This is a genomic window from Agrococcus jenensis (assembly GCF_003752465.1).
Lineage (GTDB): Bacteria > Actinomycetota > Actinomycetes > Actinomycetales > Microbacteriaceae > Agrococcus > Agrococcus jenensis.
The window spans coordinates 464,384-479,713 of sequence record NZ_RKHJ01000001.1; the positions used below are offsets into that span (position 1 = coordinate 464,384).

Annotated in this window: 13 protein-coding genes; 4 read left to right on the forward strand and 9 right to left on the reverse strand. The window is 73.4% G+C overall.

Annotated elements, in window-relative coordinates:
• Positions 1-3: 3 nt before the first annotated feature.
• From EDD26_RS02255 to EDD26_RS02270, 4 genes are read right to left on the reverse strand one after another with little or no spacing between them, the layout of a single operon-like run.
• Complete coding sequence (locus tag EDD26_RS02255) at positions 4-822, reverse strand: glycosyltransferase family 2 protein (protein WP_123696224.1); 819 nt, start codon at positions 820-822, stop codon at positions 4-6.
• Positions 819-1,787 carry a glycosyltransferase gene (locus EDD26_RS02260; RefSeq protein WP_245989707.1) on the reverse strand — a complete coding sequence of 323 codons (969 nt, stop codon included), beginning with the start codon at positions 1,785-1,787 and terminating at the stop codon, positions 819-821. Before EDD26_RS02260 ends, EDD26_RS02255 begins: the two co-directional genes overlap by 4 nt.
• Positions 1,784-2,902, reverse strand: coding sequence for a glycosyltransferase (locus tag EDD26_RS02265; protein ID WP_123696225.1), 1,119 nt, complete (start codon positions 2,900-2,902; stop codon positions 1,784-1,786). Before EDD26_RS02265 ends, EDD26_RS02260 begins: the two co-directional genes overlap by 4 nt.
• Entirely contained in the window at positions 2,902-3,999 is a 1,098-nt protein-coding gene (locus EDD26_RS02270) for a glycosyltransferase (RefSeq protein WP_170165502.1), read from the reverse strand. The genes EDD26_RS02265 and EDD26_RS02270 overlap by 1 nt, the downstream gene beginning before the upstream one ends.
• A 191-nt stretch (positions 4,000-4,190) precedes the next feature.
• Between EDD26_RS02270 and EDD26_RS02275 the strand changes: the two genes are divergently transcribed.
• The 3 genes from EDD26_RS02275 to EDD26_RS02285 are packed head-to-tail and all read left to right on the forward strand — an operon-like array spanning position 4,191 to position 7,410.
• Positions 4,191-5,099, forward strand: coding sequence for a WcbI family polysaccharide biosynthesis putative acetyltransferase (locus EDD26_RS02275; protein ID WP_123696227.1), 909 nt, complete (start codon positions 4,191-4,193; stop codon positions 5,097-5,099).
• Positions 5,100-5,149: 50 nt separating this feature from the next.
• Positions 5,150-6,127 carry a glycosyltransferase family protein gene (locus EDD26_RS02280; RefSeq protein ID WP_148058672.1) on the forward strand — a complete coding sequence of 326 codons (978 nt, stop codon included), beginning with the start codon at positions 5,150-5,152 and terminating at the stop codon, positions 6,125-6,127.
• Positions 6,124-7,410, forward strand: coding sequence for a glycosyltransferase family 2 protein (locus tag EDD26_RS02285; protein WP_245989710.1), 1,287 nt, complete (start codon positions 6,124-6,126; stop codon positions 7,408-7,410). Before EDD26_RS02280 ends, EDD26_RS02285 begins: the two co-directional genes overlap by 4 nt.
• A 9-nt stretch (positions 7,411-7,419) precedes the next feature.
• On the opposite strand, the gene EDD26_RS02290 is transcribed toward EDD26_RS02285, so the two are convergent.
• The 5 genes from EDD26_RS02290 to EDD26_RS02310 all read right to left on the reverse strand — a co-directional run bounded on the left by EDD26_RS02290 (position 7,420) and on the right by EDD26_RS02310 (position 13,362).
• Positions 7,420-9,024 carry a solute symporter family protein gene (locus tag EDD26_RS02290; RefSeq protein ID WP_123696230.1) on the reverse strand — a complete coding sequence of 535 codons (1,605 nt, stop codon included), beginning with the start codon at positions 9,022-9,024 and terminating at the stop codon, positions 7,420-7,422.
• Positions 9,021-9,368, reverse strand: a complete 348-nt coding sequence (locus tag EDD26_RS02295) for a DUF485 domain-containing protein (RefSeq protein WP_211333812.1) — start codon at positions 9,366-9,368, stop codon at positions 9,021-9,023. Before EDD26_RS02295 ends, EDD26_RS02290 begins: the two co-directional genes overlap by 4 nt.
• A gap of 123 nt (positions 9,369-9,491) precedes the next feature.
• Positions 9,492-10,346 (reverse strand): sugar ABC transporter permease, encoded by an 855-nt coding sequence (locus EDD26_RS02300; protein ID WP_245989997.1) that lies wholly within the window; start codon positions 10,344-10,346, stop codon positions 9,492-9,494.
• Positions 10,347-10,420: 74 nt separating this feature from the next.
• On the reverse strand, positions 10,421-12,016 hold the full coding sequence (locus EDD26_RS02305; RefSeq protein ID WP_245989711.1) for an ABC transporter permease subunit: 1,596 nt from the start codon (positions 12,014-12,016) through the stop codon (positions 10,421-10,423).
• 83 nt (positions 12,017-12,099) lie between these two features.
• Complete coding sequence (locus EDD26_RS02310; RefSeq protein ID WP_123696234.1) at positions 12,100-13,362, reverse strand: sugar ABC transporter substrate-binding protein; 1,263 nt, start codon at positions 13,360-13,362, stop codon at positions 12,100-12,102.
• 185 nt (positions 13,363-13,547) lie between these two features.
• Between EDD26_RS02310 and EDD26_RS02315 the strand changes: the two genes are divergently transcribed.
• Complete coding sequence (locus EDD26_RS02315; RefSeq protein WP_123696235.1) at positions 13,548-15,206, forward strand: glycoside hydrolase family 13 protein; 1,659 nt, start codon at positions 13,548-13,550, stop codon at positions 15,204-15,206.
• Positions 15,207-15,330: the final 124 nt, after the last annotated feature.

Below are 15,330 nucleotides of genomic sequence, written 5' to 3' on the forward strand. Positions count from 1 at the left end.
CGGCTAGCGAGGAGCGACGGACGCGCGGCGCCAGCGGCCGTCGACGCGCTCGACCGCCCCTGCCGCCTCGAACGCCTCGAGCCACCCGCGCATGGGCCAGAACCCCCAGCGGTCGGCGAAGAGCCCGCCGTTGCGGAGGATGTCGTCGAGGTGCTGCCACGGCGGGCTCGAGGTCGGGTGGTGCTGGTGGTACGCGTGCGCGCCGCCGACCCACGCGAGCGGCGCCGGCGCTGCCTGCGCGCGCATCGCGAAGTCGGTGTCCTCCGCGCCGTAGCCCACGTAGGCCTCGTCGAAGCCGCCGATGCGGCGCCAGGTCGAGGCGCTGAGCGCGAAGGAGAGCGACCAGAACAGCAGCTGGTCCTCCGGCGCCGCGACGTGGACCTCGCCGTCGGGCGGCGACGGACGCGCGGCGTGCGGCGCCGTGAGCGCCGCGAGATCCGTCTGGGCATCGACGGCGACGCCCTCGGCCAGGTAGGTCACCGGGCCGGCGAGCAGCGCTCCGGGGTGCGCGCGGAGCGCGCGGTCGTAGCGATCGAGCAGCGCGTCGCCCGGCACGCAGTCGGCGTCGAGGAAGACGAGCCGGTCGCATCCGCGGTCGATCGCGGCCCGCGCACCGGCGTTGCGGGCGGCGGCGAGCCGCATGCCCGCGGCCGCGGGCGGCACGTGCAGCACGACGGTCGCGGGCACCTCGTCGCCGGGCGGCTCTGCGTCGAGCCACACGACGACCCGCTCGAGGCCGGGGACGCCCTGCAGCCGCTCCTGCTGCCGCGCCAGGTGCCCGGCCCGCGCGCGCGAGGCGAGCGTGATGGTGGCGATGGTCATGGCCGTCCTCCTGCCGCGACGCGGTCGATGATCGCCGCGGCCCTGCCCGCGGCGCCGGGCACGCCCCATGCGCTCCAGTCCGGTTGGAGCGCCTGCGCGCGGGCGAGCAGCGCCGGCCAGTCATCGGGCGCGGGGGCGTCGACGACGACGGCGAGGCCCAGCTCGTCCAGCATGGCGGCCGTGCGGTGCTGCTCGTCGAACGGGCGCGGCCGCGGCACGACGATGGCGCTGGCCCCGGCCGCGGCGACGTCGGCGATCGCGTTCTGCCCCGCGGCCGTGACCACGACCTCCGCCTCGCAGAGCGCCAGCCACGGGTCGTCGATCCACGTCGCGCCGCCGGCGATGCGCCACTGCCGGTCGGGCGTCGCCGCGATCGCCTGGCGCAGCATCGCGTCCCACGCCGCGTCCCGGCCCCCGCCGCCGAGCGCGAGCACGGCGCCGGGACGGCGCGAGGCCGAGCGCTCCCACGTCGCGAAGCGCGAGATGCCGCCCACCGGGTGGACCTCGCCGTCGTCGGCCGGCCACGGGGCGATCACCGCGTCGGCGAGCCGTCGGCCGAGCACGTGCGGCTCGTCGGTGCGGTCGCCCGGCTGCGTCATCAGCACGACGCGGCGCCCGAGGAGCCGCGCGAGCAGCGTCACCTCGACCGAGACGTCGACGACGATCGCGTCGAGGTGCGGCGCGCGAGCCGCGATCGCCGCCATCCGCTCGGCATGCCCGCGGTGCCCGATGGGCGCCCAGTGCAGCGCGCCGCCCGCCGTCGGCTCGGCCGCGGATGGCGCACCCGCCCCCTCGTCCTCGTCATCGCGAGGCAGCTGCACCCACGTCGTGCCGACGGGCAGCGCCGCGGGCTGCGGCAGCGAGCTGAACGCGACCACCGACGCGGCGACGTGCGGCCGGATCGCGAGGAAGCGGGTCAGGTGCCCCATGCCGTGGTGGTGCACGTACCAGCCGACCGCGGTCACGGCAGGGCCGCCGTGCGCTCGACCGCGTCGAGCCGGTCGCGGTAGAGCGCCTCGAGCTGGCGGTCGCGGCGCATCGCCGAGAACCGCTCGACCGCGTGCTCCCGGATGCCGACCCGCGCGGTGCTCGGCAGGCGCAGCAGCTCGTCGGCGGCGGCCGCGAGCGCCGCGACATCCCCGGGCGGCACGAGGCGCGTGCCGGGCAGCCCCTCGAGCACCTCCGAGATGCCGCCGCGGTCGAAGGCGGCGACCGGCGTGCCGGTCATGAGCGCCTCGGCCAGCACGAGCCCGAAGGGCTCGTCCCAGCACGGCGTGACGAGCGCGCAGCCGCTGCGCCCCACGAGGTGGGCGAGCCGGCGACGCCGCATGGGCCCGACGTGGCGGATGCCGCCCCCGAGCCGCGGCACCACGGAGCGCTCGAAGTACTGCTCGTCGCCCACGCGACCCGCCACCACCAGGGGGCGCCCCATCGCGCGCGCCGCATCGGCGGCGAGGTGGGGGCCCTTCTCCGGCACGATGCGCCCGAACCAGACGAGCCCCGGGCCGCCCGGCCCGAGCGGCCACGCGTCGGCGTCGACCGTGTTCAGCAGCACCGTCGACTCGACCCCGCTCGCGCGCCACTCCCCCGCCGTGTGGGCGCTCACCGCGAGGAACGAGTGCGCGGGCCCGGCAGCATCCGCCGCCGCGACCAGCTCGGGCAGCGGCGGCGTGTGCAGCGTCGTGAGCATCGGGATGCCGTGCTCGGCGGCACGGGCGATCGGCACCGGGTGCAGGCTGTGGTTGTCGATCAGGTCGAAGGCGGTGCGGTCGACGACGAGCTCGTCGACCACGGCGTCGAGCACGCTCGCCACCTGGTCGAGGTAGCCGTCCGGATAGGCCTCGTCGGACGAGCGGCCGCCGCCCCAGACGACACGGGGCAGCCGCATCCGCTCGGGGGTGCGATCGAGGAAGTCGGAGCCGCGCGCCGCCACGAGCGTGACGTCGTGGCCGCTCGCCCGCAGCGACCGCACGCGGTCCCACACGAGCGCCTCGAGGCCGCCCGCGTGCGGCTCGCGGATCGGATGGCGCGACGGGGCGATGACGAGGATGCGGAGCCGGTCGCCGAGCGGGAGCCGCATCACCGCGACCGGCCCTCGGTGAGCACCTCGCGGTAGAGCGCCGCGTGCGCCTCGGCCACGACCGCGCGCTCGGCCAGGCGCCGCTCGCGGCGCGCGGCCACCAGCCGCCGTCGCTCGGGCGATCCGGCGCGCGCACCGCGCGAGACCGCTTCGACCACGGCACGGCCCGCGTCGTCCGGCGCGGTGATCCCGACGTAGCCGTCCGGGTGCTGCCCCGCCATGGCGAGCGAGCCGGGCCCGACGACGGTCACGCCGCGGTCGTAGCAGAGCTCGACCCAGCCGGAGTGGGTGCCGTGGCCGTACGGCAGCAGCGCGACGTCGAGGCGGTCGAGCTCGGCCAGCAGGGCGGCGTCGTCGGGACGCGCGCGCACGACGAGGTGGCAGTCCCCGCGGCCGCGGAGCGATGCCTCGAGCCGTCGCGCGAGCGCCTCGTCGCGCGTCGTCGCGTTCAGCAGCACCCGTCCCGTCGCGGCCACACCGGCGCTCGCGAGCGCGTCGAGCGCCTGCAGGAGCGCGCGCACCGCCCCCTCGGCGTCGATGTTCGGGCGGAGGTCGCGGAGGTGCACGCCCACGACGAGCGGCGCGTCGAGCCCGGCGTCGGGGTGCGCATCCGCGTCGACCGCTTCGTCGTCATCGTCGTCGAGGAGCGTCGGGTGCGCGAGCACGAGCGCATCGCGGCCCCACGTGCGTCGCACCTCGTCGGCCGCGGCGCGCGTCAGCGTCACCAGCCGGGCGGCGCGCGGGACGAGCAGGTCGAGGTCGCCCCGGTGGCCGGTCTGCTCGTCCAGCTGCGGGTTCTGCAGGTCGTGGACCGTGTAGACGAGGGGCTTGCCGAGCGCGTCGAGCGCGTCGAGCGCTGCCGCGAGGCGCCCCTCGGGCAGCGACTCCATGCCGAAGTGCACGTGCATGACGTCGAAGCGGTCGGCGGACCGCCGGATCCACTCGGCGTCGAGCATCGCCGGCGGCCACCAGCGGTCCGGATGCGCGGGGTCGGGCACCGGGTCCGCGAGCACCGCGACGCCCTCGGCCGCGGAGACGGCCCGCACGTAGGGGTGCGCGGCCGGCACGGAGGCGACCCGGACCGAGGCGACCCGCACGGTGGCGGTCCGCGATGCGGGCTCGATGACGTCGATGCGGTGCTCCTTCTCAACAGGCGCGGGGACAAGCGGCGCGAGGCGTCGTCGGTGCGCAGCAGTGGAGGACCACCGGTTCGTACACTAGGTGCTGGCGGCTGAGCGACCGCCCCGCGACCCTGCCGCCGTCGGCGCGCGCGCCGACAGGAGGCAGCATGACGAGCGAGGCCGCATCGGACGCCGGCCGCCGGCAGCACTACGCCGACCTCTACGACCCGACCCCCCACGACGGTCCGACCGGCGTGCTGCTCGGCAATTGCCAGGCGGAGTCGCTGCGCCAGGCGCTCTCGGGCTCCGACGTGCGGCTGCTCCGGGTGCCGCCCGTGCACGAGCTCGAGGCGTCGGACCTGCCGCACCTCGAGCGGCTGCTCGCCGGCGTCGACGTCGTGGTCGCGCAGCCGATCCGCGACGACTACCGCGGCATGCCGCTCGGCACCCGGCAGCTGCTCGACGCCGCGCGCGTCGGCGCGCGCTCGGCGATCGTGCCGGTGATCCGCTTCGCCGGGCTCCACCCGTGGCAGGCGATCGTGCGGCCGCCGCACGACCCCTCGGCCGCCCCGCCGATCGTGCCGTACCACGACCTCCGCACGCTCGCCGAGGCCGCGGGGGCGGATGCGTCGGCCCCCGCGTCGCCCGCCGCCCTCCGCGAGGTCGGCCAGGCCTCGCTCGACCAGCTGCGGTGGCGCGAGGAGCGCTTCGGCACCGTGCCGATCTCGGACGTGCTCGCGCGCCCGACCTTCGAGCACATGCGCACCATCAACCACCCCGGCAACCCCGTCTGGCACGCGCTCGCGGCACGCGTGCACGAGGCGCTCCGGCTCGGCGGGGCTCCCGCACCGCTCCCCCGGCCGCTGCTCGACCGCGTGCACGCGCCGCGGGCCGCCCGGGTCATCGACGCCCTCGGCCTCGACGCGGAGCCGCGCGAGCACTGGATCGTCGACGGCGAGGCCGTGGACGACGGCGACGTGCGCGCGGCGCACCTCGCCTGGTACCGCGAGCACCCCGACGTCGTGGTCGCGGGCACCGAGCGGCACGCCGAGGCCATGGCGGTGCTCGGGCTGTGACGGCCGCTCCGGCCGAGCCGCCGCCCGCGCTGCTCCCCGCGCTGCTTCCCGTGGTGCTCCCCGTGGTGCTCCCCGTGCTGCTCCATAGGGGCGACGCGCAGCACGGCGTCGACCGGTGCGCCAAGAGCCTCGCCGACGCGACGCGGGCGATGCACCCCGGCGTGCGCCTCGAGCTGGACGGCGACGCCTCGGACGCCGAGCGCGTGCACCTGCACTTCACCGACCGGCTCTGGGGCGCGTCGCCCGAGTCCGCGGCCGACGCGGTCGAGGCGATCGCCGCTGGGTCGCGGGTGGCGGTGACGCTGCACGACGTGCCGCAGGTGTCGGACGGCGTCGCTTCGATGCGGCGCCGCACGGAGGCCTACCGTCGCGTCGTCGACGCCGCCGAGCTCGTCGTCTGCAACAGCCGGCACGAGCGAGCGCTGCTGCGGGCGGCGCTGGGCGACGTGGCGGCGGAGGTCGTGCCGCTGCCCGCGGCGGCGCCGCTCCCGCGGCCGCAGCGCTGGGAGCCACTCGCGGAGGTCGCGGTGCTCGGCTTCTTCTACCCGGGCAAGGGACACCGCGAGGCGGTCGACGCCGTCGCCTCGCTCGAGCCGTCGATCGCCGTGACCGCGATCGGCCGGGCCGCCCCGGGCCATGAGGCGGAGCTCGCCGAGCTGCAGCGGTACGCCGCCGCGCGAGGCGTCCACCTCTCGGCGACCGGCTTCGTGCCCGACGACGGGCTGCTCGAGCGCGCCCGCCGTGCGGCCGTGCCGGTCGTCGCGCATCAGCACGTGTCGGCGTCCGGCTCGCTCAACGACTGGATCGCGGCAGGCAGGCGGCCGATCACGATCGTGAACGACTACTTCGCCGAGATGGCGGCCCTCCGGCCCGGCACCGTCGAGCTCGTGGAGCGGGATGGCCTCGCGGCCGCCGTCGCCGCGGCGCTCCTCGACCCGTCGCGCACGTGGCTGCCGGACGACGCCAGCAGCGCACCGCACCTCGACGACACCGCCGCGGCCTACCTCGACCTGTGGGCGGCGTGGTGACGGCCCCGTTCGGCCGTCCCATCGCGGGCAACGGCTGGGATGCGCTCGACGGGGAGCCGGCTGCGCCGCGGTCCGTCTCGGTGATCGTCGCGCACTACGACCAGCAGGAGCAGCTCGACCGCACGCTCGCGGCGCTGCGCCGCCAGACGCATCCCGCCGCGCTGCTCGAGGTGATCGTCGCGGACGACGGCTCGCCCACGCCGCCCGCGGTGCCGGACGACGTGACGCTCGTGCGCCAGCAGGATCTCGGCTTCCGCGTCGCTGCGGCGCGCAACCTCGGCGTGCGGCACAGCTCGGGCGACGTGCTGTGCTTCCTCGACGCCGACACCGCCCCCGAGCCGGACTACGTGTCGAGGGTCGCGCGGCTGCCCTCGCTCGCCCCGGACGTCGTCGCGGTCGGGCGGCGACGCCACGCGATGCTGGCCGGCAGCGGGGACGACCGGCCGATCGAGGTGGCCGGTGCGGCGCGCGCGATCGACGAGCCGGCCTGGCTCGCCGACGCCTACGCGCGCTCGCGCGACCTGCGCGACGCCGATGCGCGCTCCTATCGCTTCGTCATCAGCGCGGTCGTCGCCTGCAGCCGCTGGCTCTTCGACGACGTCGGCGGCTTCGACGAGACGTTCGACGCCTACGGCGGCGAGGACTGGGAGTGGGCGTACCGCGCGTGGCTCGGCGGCGCCGCCCTCGCGCACGTGCCCGACGCCGTCGCCTGGCACGACGGCCCCGACTGGGCCGGCCGCGACGAGGCCGACCGGCTGCGGCGCAAGAACGTCGAGACGCTCCGGCTCATGCAGTCGATCGCGGCACCGGGCTCCGCCCCGCGCGGCGTGCTCGTGCGCGAGGCGGATGTGCTCGTCACCCTGGGGTCGGCCGGCTCGGCGGCCGCCGGCGTCGTCTGCGTCGACAGCATCCTGCAGGCCCTGCCCGGCGCCCGCGTCATCGTGCCGCCGGTCGTGCACGAGGCCCTCGCCGGCGACCCGCGGGTGGTAGAGCGCTGGAGCGGCACTCCCAGGGTCGCGATCGAGCTCGCGGCCCCGGTGCACGTCGACGCCGCGGCCGCCGCGCGGCTCCGGGCGGCGACCGGAGAGGTGGGCGAGGGCGACCTCGGCTCGATCGCCCTCGGTGCGCTCATGACCGTCACGGCCACGCGCGCGGACGCGCGCGACCGCCGGTGGGCCCGGCCGACCGGGTGGCGTCGGGTCGAGCGCCCGGGCGACGGCGTCGTGCCGCTGCCCGAGGCGCCCGACCTCGAGGCGTACCTCGGCGGCTGGTGGGCCCCCTGACGCCGATCCTCAGTGCTCGGTGGCCTTCTCGGCGCCGGCGCCGGTGAACGAGCGCACCTCCATCTCCGCCTGCTTGACCTCGTGGTCGGCCGACGGCTTCGTGACGAGCGTGCCGATGATGCCGAGCAGGAAGGCGAGCGGGATCGATACGATGCCCGGGTTCGACAGCGGGAAGATCGCGAAGCTCGCATCCGGGAACATCGACGTCTCGCGACCCGACACGGCCGGCGAGAGGACGATGAGCAGCACGCACGAGATGAGCCCGCCGTACATGGACCAGAGCGCGCCGCCGGTGTTGAAGCGCCGCCAGAAGAGCGAGTAGAGGATCGTCGGCAGGTTGGCGCTCGCCGCGACCGCGAACGCCAGCGCCACCAGGAACGCGACGTTCTGCCCCTGCGCGACGATGCCGCCGATGATCGCGATGATGCCGATCACGACCACGGTGTAGCGGGCCACCCGCACCTCGGCACCGGGCGCGACGTCGCCGCGCTTGATGATGGATGCGTAGATGTCGTGCGCGAACGAGGTCGCCGCCGTGATCGCGAGGCCGGCGACCACCGCGAGGATCGTCGCGAAGGCGATCGCCGAGATGATCGCCATGAGCACCGGGCCGCCGAGGGCGAGCGCGAGCAGCGGCGCCGCGGCGTTCTCGCCGCCCGCGGCCTCGCGGATCGTCTCCGGCCCGACGAGGGCGCCGGCGCCGAAGCCGAGCACGAGCGTGAAGAGGTAGAAGATGCCGATGAGCCAGATCGCCCAGACGACGCTGCGCCGGGCCTCCTTCGCCGACGGCACCGTGTAGAAGCGCATGAGCACGTGCGGCAGGCCGGCGGTGCCGAGCACGAGCGCGAGGCCCAGCGAGAGGAAGTCGATCGGGTTCGTGTACTTGAGGCCCGGGGCGAGGATCGCCTCGCCGTCGGGCGACGCGTCGATCGCGCGCTGCAGCAGCTCGTTGAAGTCGAACCGCACGATGAAGAGCACCATCAGGGTGAGGATGCCGGCGCCCGCGATGAGCAGCACGGCCTTGATGATCTGCACCCAGGTCGTGCCCTTCATGCCGCCGAAGATGACGTAGACGATCATCAGCACGCCGACGACGGCGACCGTGATCGTCTTCGCGATCGGCTCGGTGAAGCCCATGAGCAGGGCGACGAGGCCGCCGGCGCCGGCCATCTGCGCGACCAGGTAGAAGAAGCAGACGGTGAGCGTCGCGAGCGCCGCCGCCATCCGCACCGGGCGCTGCTTGAGCCGGAAGCTGAGCACGTCGGCCATCGTGAAGCGGCCCGTGTTGCGCAGCAGCTCGGCGACGAGCAGCAGCGCGACGAGCCACGCGACCAGGAAGCCGATCGAGTAGAGGAAGCCGTCGTAGCCCGCGACCGCGATCGCGCCGCAGATGCCGAGGAAGCTCGCGGCGGAGAGGTAGTCGCCGGCGATCGCGATGCCGTTCTGGCGGCCGGAGAACGACCGCCCCGCGGCGTAGAACTCGTTCTCGGTCGCCTTGCGGCGCGAGACGCGGAAGACGATGAAGAGGGTGACCGCGACGAATGCCGCGAACACGATCATGTTGATCGTGGGGTTGATCTCGTCGAGGCTCACGGGGCCGGCCTGGATGATCATCGCGCACCCCCCGACTGCGCCGCCTGCTCCATCTCGAGGGCGAGCGGCTCGGTGAGCGGGTCGTAGGTGCGGTTCGCCCAGCGGCTGTAGGCCATCGTGATGACGAACGTTGAGACGAACTGCGCGAGCCCGAAGAGCAGCCCGACGTTGATGTTGCTGTCGCCGATGCGGGTCGCGAAGAAGCTCGGCGCGAAGCCGGCGATCAGCACGTACGCGAGGTACCAGCCGAGGAAGAGCACCGTGAGCGGGACGATGAAGCCCATGAAGGTGCGCCGCAGGCGCTGGAACTCGGGTGAGCGCTGCATCTGCAGGCTGCGCTCGGCTACGGGGTCGGACTCAGGCATGCGTGACGCTCCCATTCCCGGACGCGACGCTGCGCCCGCCTCACCGTCGAGGTGCGACGAGCGTAGCGGCACGCGGCGCGGATGCTGAGGGATCCGCGGTGTCCGGTCCGGCCGGGCGCGTCGCTACTTCACGGCTCCCGCGGTCAGGCCGCCGACGATGTACTTCTGCAGCCAGAGGAACAGCGCCATGACGGGGATGGCCGCGAGCACGGCGCCGGCGGCGAACACCGGGTAGTTCGAGTTCGTCTCGTCCGACACGAGGCGGAAGAGGCCGACCGCGAGCGTCAGCTTGTCGTTGCTCGACAGCAGCGTCGAGGCGATCACGAACTCGCTCGTCGTGGCGATGAACGAGAGCAGGCCGACGACGGCGAGGATCGGGGCCACGAGCCGCAGGATGATCGTGAAGAAGATGCGGGCGTGCCCGGCGCCGTCGATCTTCGCCGCCTCGTCGATCGAGGTCGGGATCGTGTTGAAGAAGCCGTACATGAGGTAGGTGTTCACGCCGAGGGCGCCGCCGAGGTAGACGAGGATGATGCCGATCTGCGAGTCGAGCCCGAGCACGGGGAAGATGTCGCTGATGCCGCGCATGAGCAGGTAGATCGCGACGACCGCGAGCAGCTGCGGGAACATCTGCACGAGGATGAGGCTCAGCAGCCCGACCCGGCGGCCCGTGAACCGCAGCCGGCTGAAGGCGTAGGCCGCGAGCGCCCCCAGGAAGACGGTGCCGGCCGACGTGACGAGGCCGATCACCATCGTGTTGGCGAACCACGCGGCGTAGGGGCGGTTGGGGTCGGTGAAGAGGTCGACGTAGTTCTCGAGCGAGAAGTTCCGGAACAGCGCGTTCGAGCCGGTGAGCGTGCCGCCGGGGTTCAGCGAGGCGCTCAGGACGTAGACGAGCGGGAACGCGGCGAAGATCACCACGGCGATCCCGATGAGGTGGCGCCAGCCGAGCTCCCGCACCCACTTGCGGAAGCTCATCCTGGGCTGGGGGGCCGGGCGGCGCTCGGGCTCGGCGTCGAGCTCGATGGCGGCGGGGTCGATGTTGATGCTCATCAGTGCAGATCCTCCAGTGCCCTGGTCTGGCGGAACGAGATCGCCGAGACGGCGGCGACGACGATGAAGATGAGGATCGAGAGCGCGGCCGCCAGGCCGTAGTCGCGGTTGCCGCCCTCGAACGCCGTCTTGTAGACGAGCGTGATGAGCAGGTCGGTGTGGCCGACGTTCTCGGTGACGCCCTCCATGCGCGGCCCGCCGCGCGTGAGCATGTAGGTGGTGTTGAAGTTGTTGAAGTTGAAGGCGAACGACGAGATCAGCAGCGGCGCGGTCGACACGAGCAGCAGCGGGAACTTGATGCCGCGGAACACCTGCCAGCCGTTGGCGCCGTCGACGGTCGCCGCCTCGGTGAGCTCCTCCGGGATCGACTGCAGGGCGCCCATGCAGACGAGGAACATGTAGGGGAAGCCCAGCCAGACGTTGACGAGCAGCACCGAGAACTTCGCGAGCCACGGATCCGTGAGCCAGGGGATGTTGGCGGAGCCGAACAGCACCTCGTTGACGAAGCCGAACTCGGTGTTGAGCAGGCCGAGCCAGACGAGCGCCGAGAGGAACGACGGGAAGGCGTACGGGAGGATCGAGAGCACGCGGTAGACCTTGCGCGAGCGCATGCGCGGGTCGTTGAGGGTGAGCGCGAGGAACAGGCCCAGGAAGAACGACAGCCCCACCGAGAGGATCGCGAAGGCGAAGGTCCAGACGGCCACCCCGAGGAGCGCGCCGCCGAACCGCGGGTTCTCGAAGGGATAGAGGAAGTTCTCCGGGCCGACCACGATCTGCCAGCCGGTGCCGAGCACCTCGCCGCCCTCGGTCTCGAACTGGCCGTTGCCGAGGTCGGCGTAGACGGTGTCGGTCGTGGTGTCGGTCATCGTGCCGGCGGCCTCGTCGTAGACGAAGACCGACTGGAAGACGAAGGCGTTGCGGGCATCCGTCGTGCGGAGGAACCCGTCGGCGAGGTCGTCGCTCAGCGGCACCTGCAGCGCCGCCACCTCCTGCTGCCGCTGCAGCACGTCCTGCTGCTGCAGGCTCGTCCATCCCTCGGCCGCGACGGCGCGGTCGCCGTCGAGCGTGACCGCTCCGGGGTCGAGGGGCTGCAGCGGCTCCTCCTGGGTGCCGACGAGCACCTCGCCCTCTGGCGAGGTCGCGAGCAGGCCGAGCCCGCCGGGGCCCTCGACGAGCTGCACGAGGTAGGTGGGCGACCCCTCGACGCGCTGCGTGTTCTGCAGCACGATCGCCGAGATCGCGTCCTCCTTCGTCGAGTTGTGCCCGTCGCCGTAGTTCGTGAACGCGATGTAGAGCGAGTACACGACCACGAACACCTGGAACACGGCGAGGAAGATGAGGCCCGGCGTCAGGTACTTGCCGGGCAGCAGCCCCGGCGACAGGTAGACGATGTTGACGAGCAGCGTGGTGACGGCGACGATGCCGAGCACGAGCCAGTCGCCGCGGAAGAACAGCATCGACATCGCGAAGACCGCGACGGCGTCGACGATCGCGAGGAAGAGGATCTTGACCGCCAGCACCTTCATGCTGGGCGGCGCGGTGCTGATGCTCCGCGTGCGCGTCGCCTTGCTGTCCTTCGAGACGGTCGTCGTCACGCGGAGCTCCTGATCACCGAGGTGGGTTGCGGGGATGGCGCGGCGGCCGGCCCGATCGGACCGGCCGCCGCGTCGAGAGGCTGTCAGCCGTCGAGCGAGCTCTGGATCTTGTCGGCCATCGCCGTCCAGACCGTGGCCGGGTCACCGCCCTGCTGCGCGATGATCTGTCCCTCCGCGACGCCCCAGTCCTCCCACAGGAGGCCCATCTCGGGGATGTTCGGCATCGGCACGCCGGCCGCGCCGACCTCGCCGAACGCGGCGACGTCCTCGTTCGACTGCGCTGCCTCGAACGCCGTGGTCAGCGCGGGCGCGCGCTGCCCGGTCTCGTAGATGGCCGTCTGCGCCTCCTCGCCGGCGATGTACTCGGTGAGGAACTGCGAGGCGACGATCGGGTTGTTCGCGTAGGCCGAGACCATGAAGCCCTGCACGCCGACGAACGGCGTGGCGGGCTCGCCGCCGGCCGACGGGATCTCGCTGACCGCGTAGTTGACGCCGGCCTCCTGGAACGCGGAGAGGTTCCACGGACCGGTGATCGTGTAGGGCGACGCACCGCTCGCGAACTGCTCCTTGGCGATGTCCTGGCTGATGTTCGGGTTGATGATGCCCTCTGCCGACCACTGGCCCAGCGCCTGCGCGAACGCGACGTTGCCCTCGTTGCCGAGCTGCAGGTCGTCGGCGTTGTAGGAGCCGTCCTCGTTGATGCCGAAGACCGGGCCGCCGAACGACGCCTGCAGCGGGTACAGGTGGTACGGGTCGGCGTTGTTCGGGTCGATGCCGACGAGCAGCGGGAACTCCGCCGATCCGGCGTCCACAGCGGCCTGACCGGTGGAGATGAGCTCGTCCCACGTCGCGGGCGCCTCGGGGGCGAGGTCGGTGTTGCGCACGAGCGCGATGTTCTCGATCGACACGGGCACGCCGTAGGTCGATCCCTCGAACGTCATGGCGTTGACGGCGATCTCCTGGAAGTCGCCCGCGGTGTCGCCGAGCTCGACCGGCGCGATGACGCCGTTCTGCGCGAGCTTGCCGATCCAGTCGTGCGCGCCGACGATCACGTCGGGGCCCTCGCCGGACGGCGCCTGGGTGGTCAGGTTCTCGTCGATCGAGTCGAAGTCCTGCACGACGACCTCGACGGTCGTGCCGGTCTCCTCCTCGAACGTCGCGACGACGTCGGTCAGGGCATCCGCCCGGTTCTGGTCCATCCAGATGACGAGCTCGCCGCCGCCCTGGGGCGCTGCCGACTCGCTCTGCGACGGAGCGGGGGCGGGGGTGCCGCCGCCGGAGCATGCCGCGAGCGAGAGCGCGAGCGCCCCGACTCCGGCGACCTTCATGAGGCTGCTCTGCTTCATGGTTGCGTTCCTCAGCTTTCGGGACTCGCGGCGCCGACGGCCATCGTCGGCTGAGCCCGGCTCATCGTGGCGGTCGGGTGCGGCGCATCGCAAGCCGAAGCGCCCCCGCTCCGCCAATCGTTCGCAACTCGTGACCTTGCGCGCGCTCCGCGCGCACCCAGTCGCCTCCGCATAGCCTTGGTCGCATGACCGACGCCTCGACGCAATCCGCGCCCGACGCCCGCCTCGCCCCGACCGCCCCCGGCAGCGAGTGGTGGCGATCCGCCGTCATCTACCAGATCTACCCGCGCTCGTTCGCCGACGCCTCGGGCGATGGCATCGGCGACCTCGCCGGCATCGCCGCGCGCCTCCCGGCGATCGCCGACCTCGGCGTCGACGCGGTGTGGCTGAGCCCGTTCTACCGCTCGCCGCAGAAGGACGCCGGCTACGACGTCGCCGACTACACCGACGTCGATCCGCTCTTCGGCACGCTCGACGACTTCGACCGGATGCTCGCGGAGGCGCACGCGCTCGGCCTGCGGGTGATCGTCGACCTCGTGCCCAACCACTCGTCCGACCAGCACGCCTGGTTCCAGGAGGCGCTCGCCGCCGGTCCCGGCAGCGAGGCCCGCGAGCGCTACATCTTCCGCGACGGCAAGGGCGAGTCGGGCGAGCTGCCCCCGAACAACTGGCAGAGCGTCTTCGGCGGCCCCGCGTGGACGCGCGTGCCCGACGGCCAGTGGTACCTGCACCTGTTCGACACGTCGCAGCCCGACTTCGACTGGAACCACCCCGCCGTCGGCGACATGTTCGTCGACGTCCTGCGGTTCTGGCTCGACCGCGGCGTCGACGGCTTCCGGGTCGACGTCGCGCACGGCAACGCGAAGGCCGAGGGGCTGCCCGACGTCGACGTCGAGCTCGTCGCGGCCGGCTCGATGGACTCGCCGTTCTTCGGCCAGGAGCACGTGCACGAGATCTACCGCCGCTGGCACGACGTGCTCGCCGCGTACGACGGTGACCGGGTGCTGTGCGCGGAGGCGTGGGTCACCCCGCTCGAGAAGATGGCGCGCTTCGTGCGCCCCGACGAGATGCACCAGGCGTTCAACTTCGTCTACCTCGAGACCCCGTGGGACGCGAAGCTGCTGCACGAGGTGATCGACGACTCGATCTCGGCGTTCGGTGCCGTCGGCGCTCCCCCGACCTGGGTGCTCTCGAACCACGACACGATCCGGCACCGCACGCGGCTCGCGCTCGTGCCGCCGCCCATCCACGGCGCCGGCATCGGCCCGACATCGCGCTCGAAGGCCGACCCGACCGTCTCGCTGCGCCGCGGCCGCGCCGCCACCGCGCTCATGCTCGCGCTGCCCGGCGGCGCCTACGTCTACCAGGGCGAGGAGCTGGGGCTGCCCGAGGTCACCGCGATCGAGCCGCACGAGCGCCAGGACCCGACGTTCGCCCGCACGGGCGGCGAGCTGTGGGGCCGTGACGGCTGCCGCGTGCCGATCCCGTGGGAGTCGGCGGCGCCCGCCTACGGCTTCAGCGAGACCGGCCAGACGTGGCTGCCGCAGCCGCCGCTGTGGGGCGAGCTCGCCCGCGACCGGCAGGAGCACGACCCTGACTCGACGCTCGCGATGTACCGCCGCGCGCTGCACCTGCGGCGCGAGCTGGGCCTCGGCACCGGCACGCTCGAGTGGCTCGACGTGGGCCCCACGGCGCTCGCGTTCCGCAACGGCTCGATCACGGTGGTCGCGAACCTCGGGCACGACGCGGTCGACGTGCCCCGCGGCGAGATCCTGCTCGCCTCGTCGCCGCTCGACTCGGCGTCGCTCTCGGCCGACGAGGTGGTCTGGGTCCGCACCTCCTAGCCTCCCGCGACGACGAAGGGCCCTGCCACCCGGCAGGGCCCTCCGTCATGTCGCACGCGTCGCTGGTCGAGGAGCACCCCGACGGCGCGCGCATCGAGACCACACGCGCCGGCCGAGCATCACG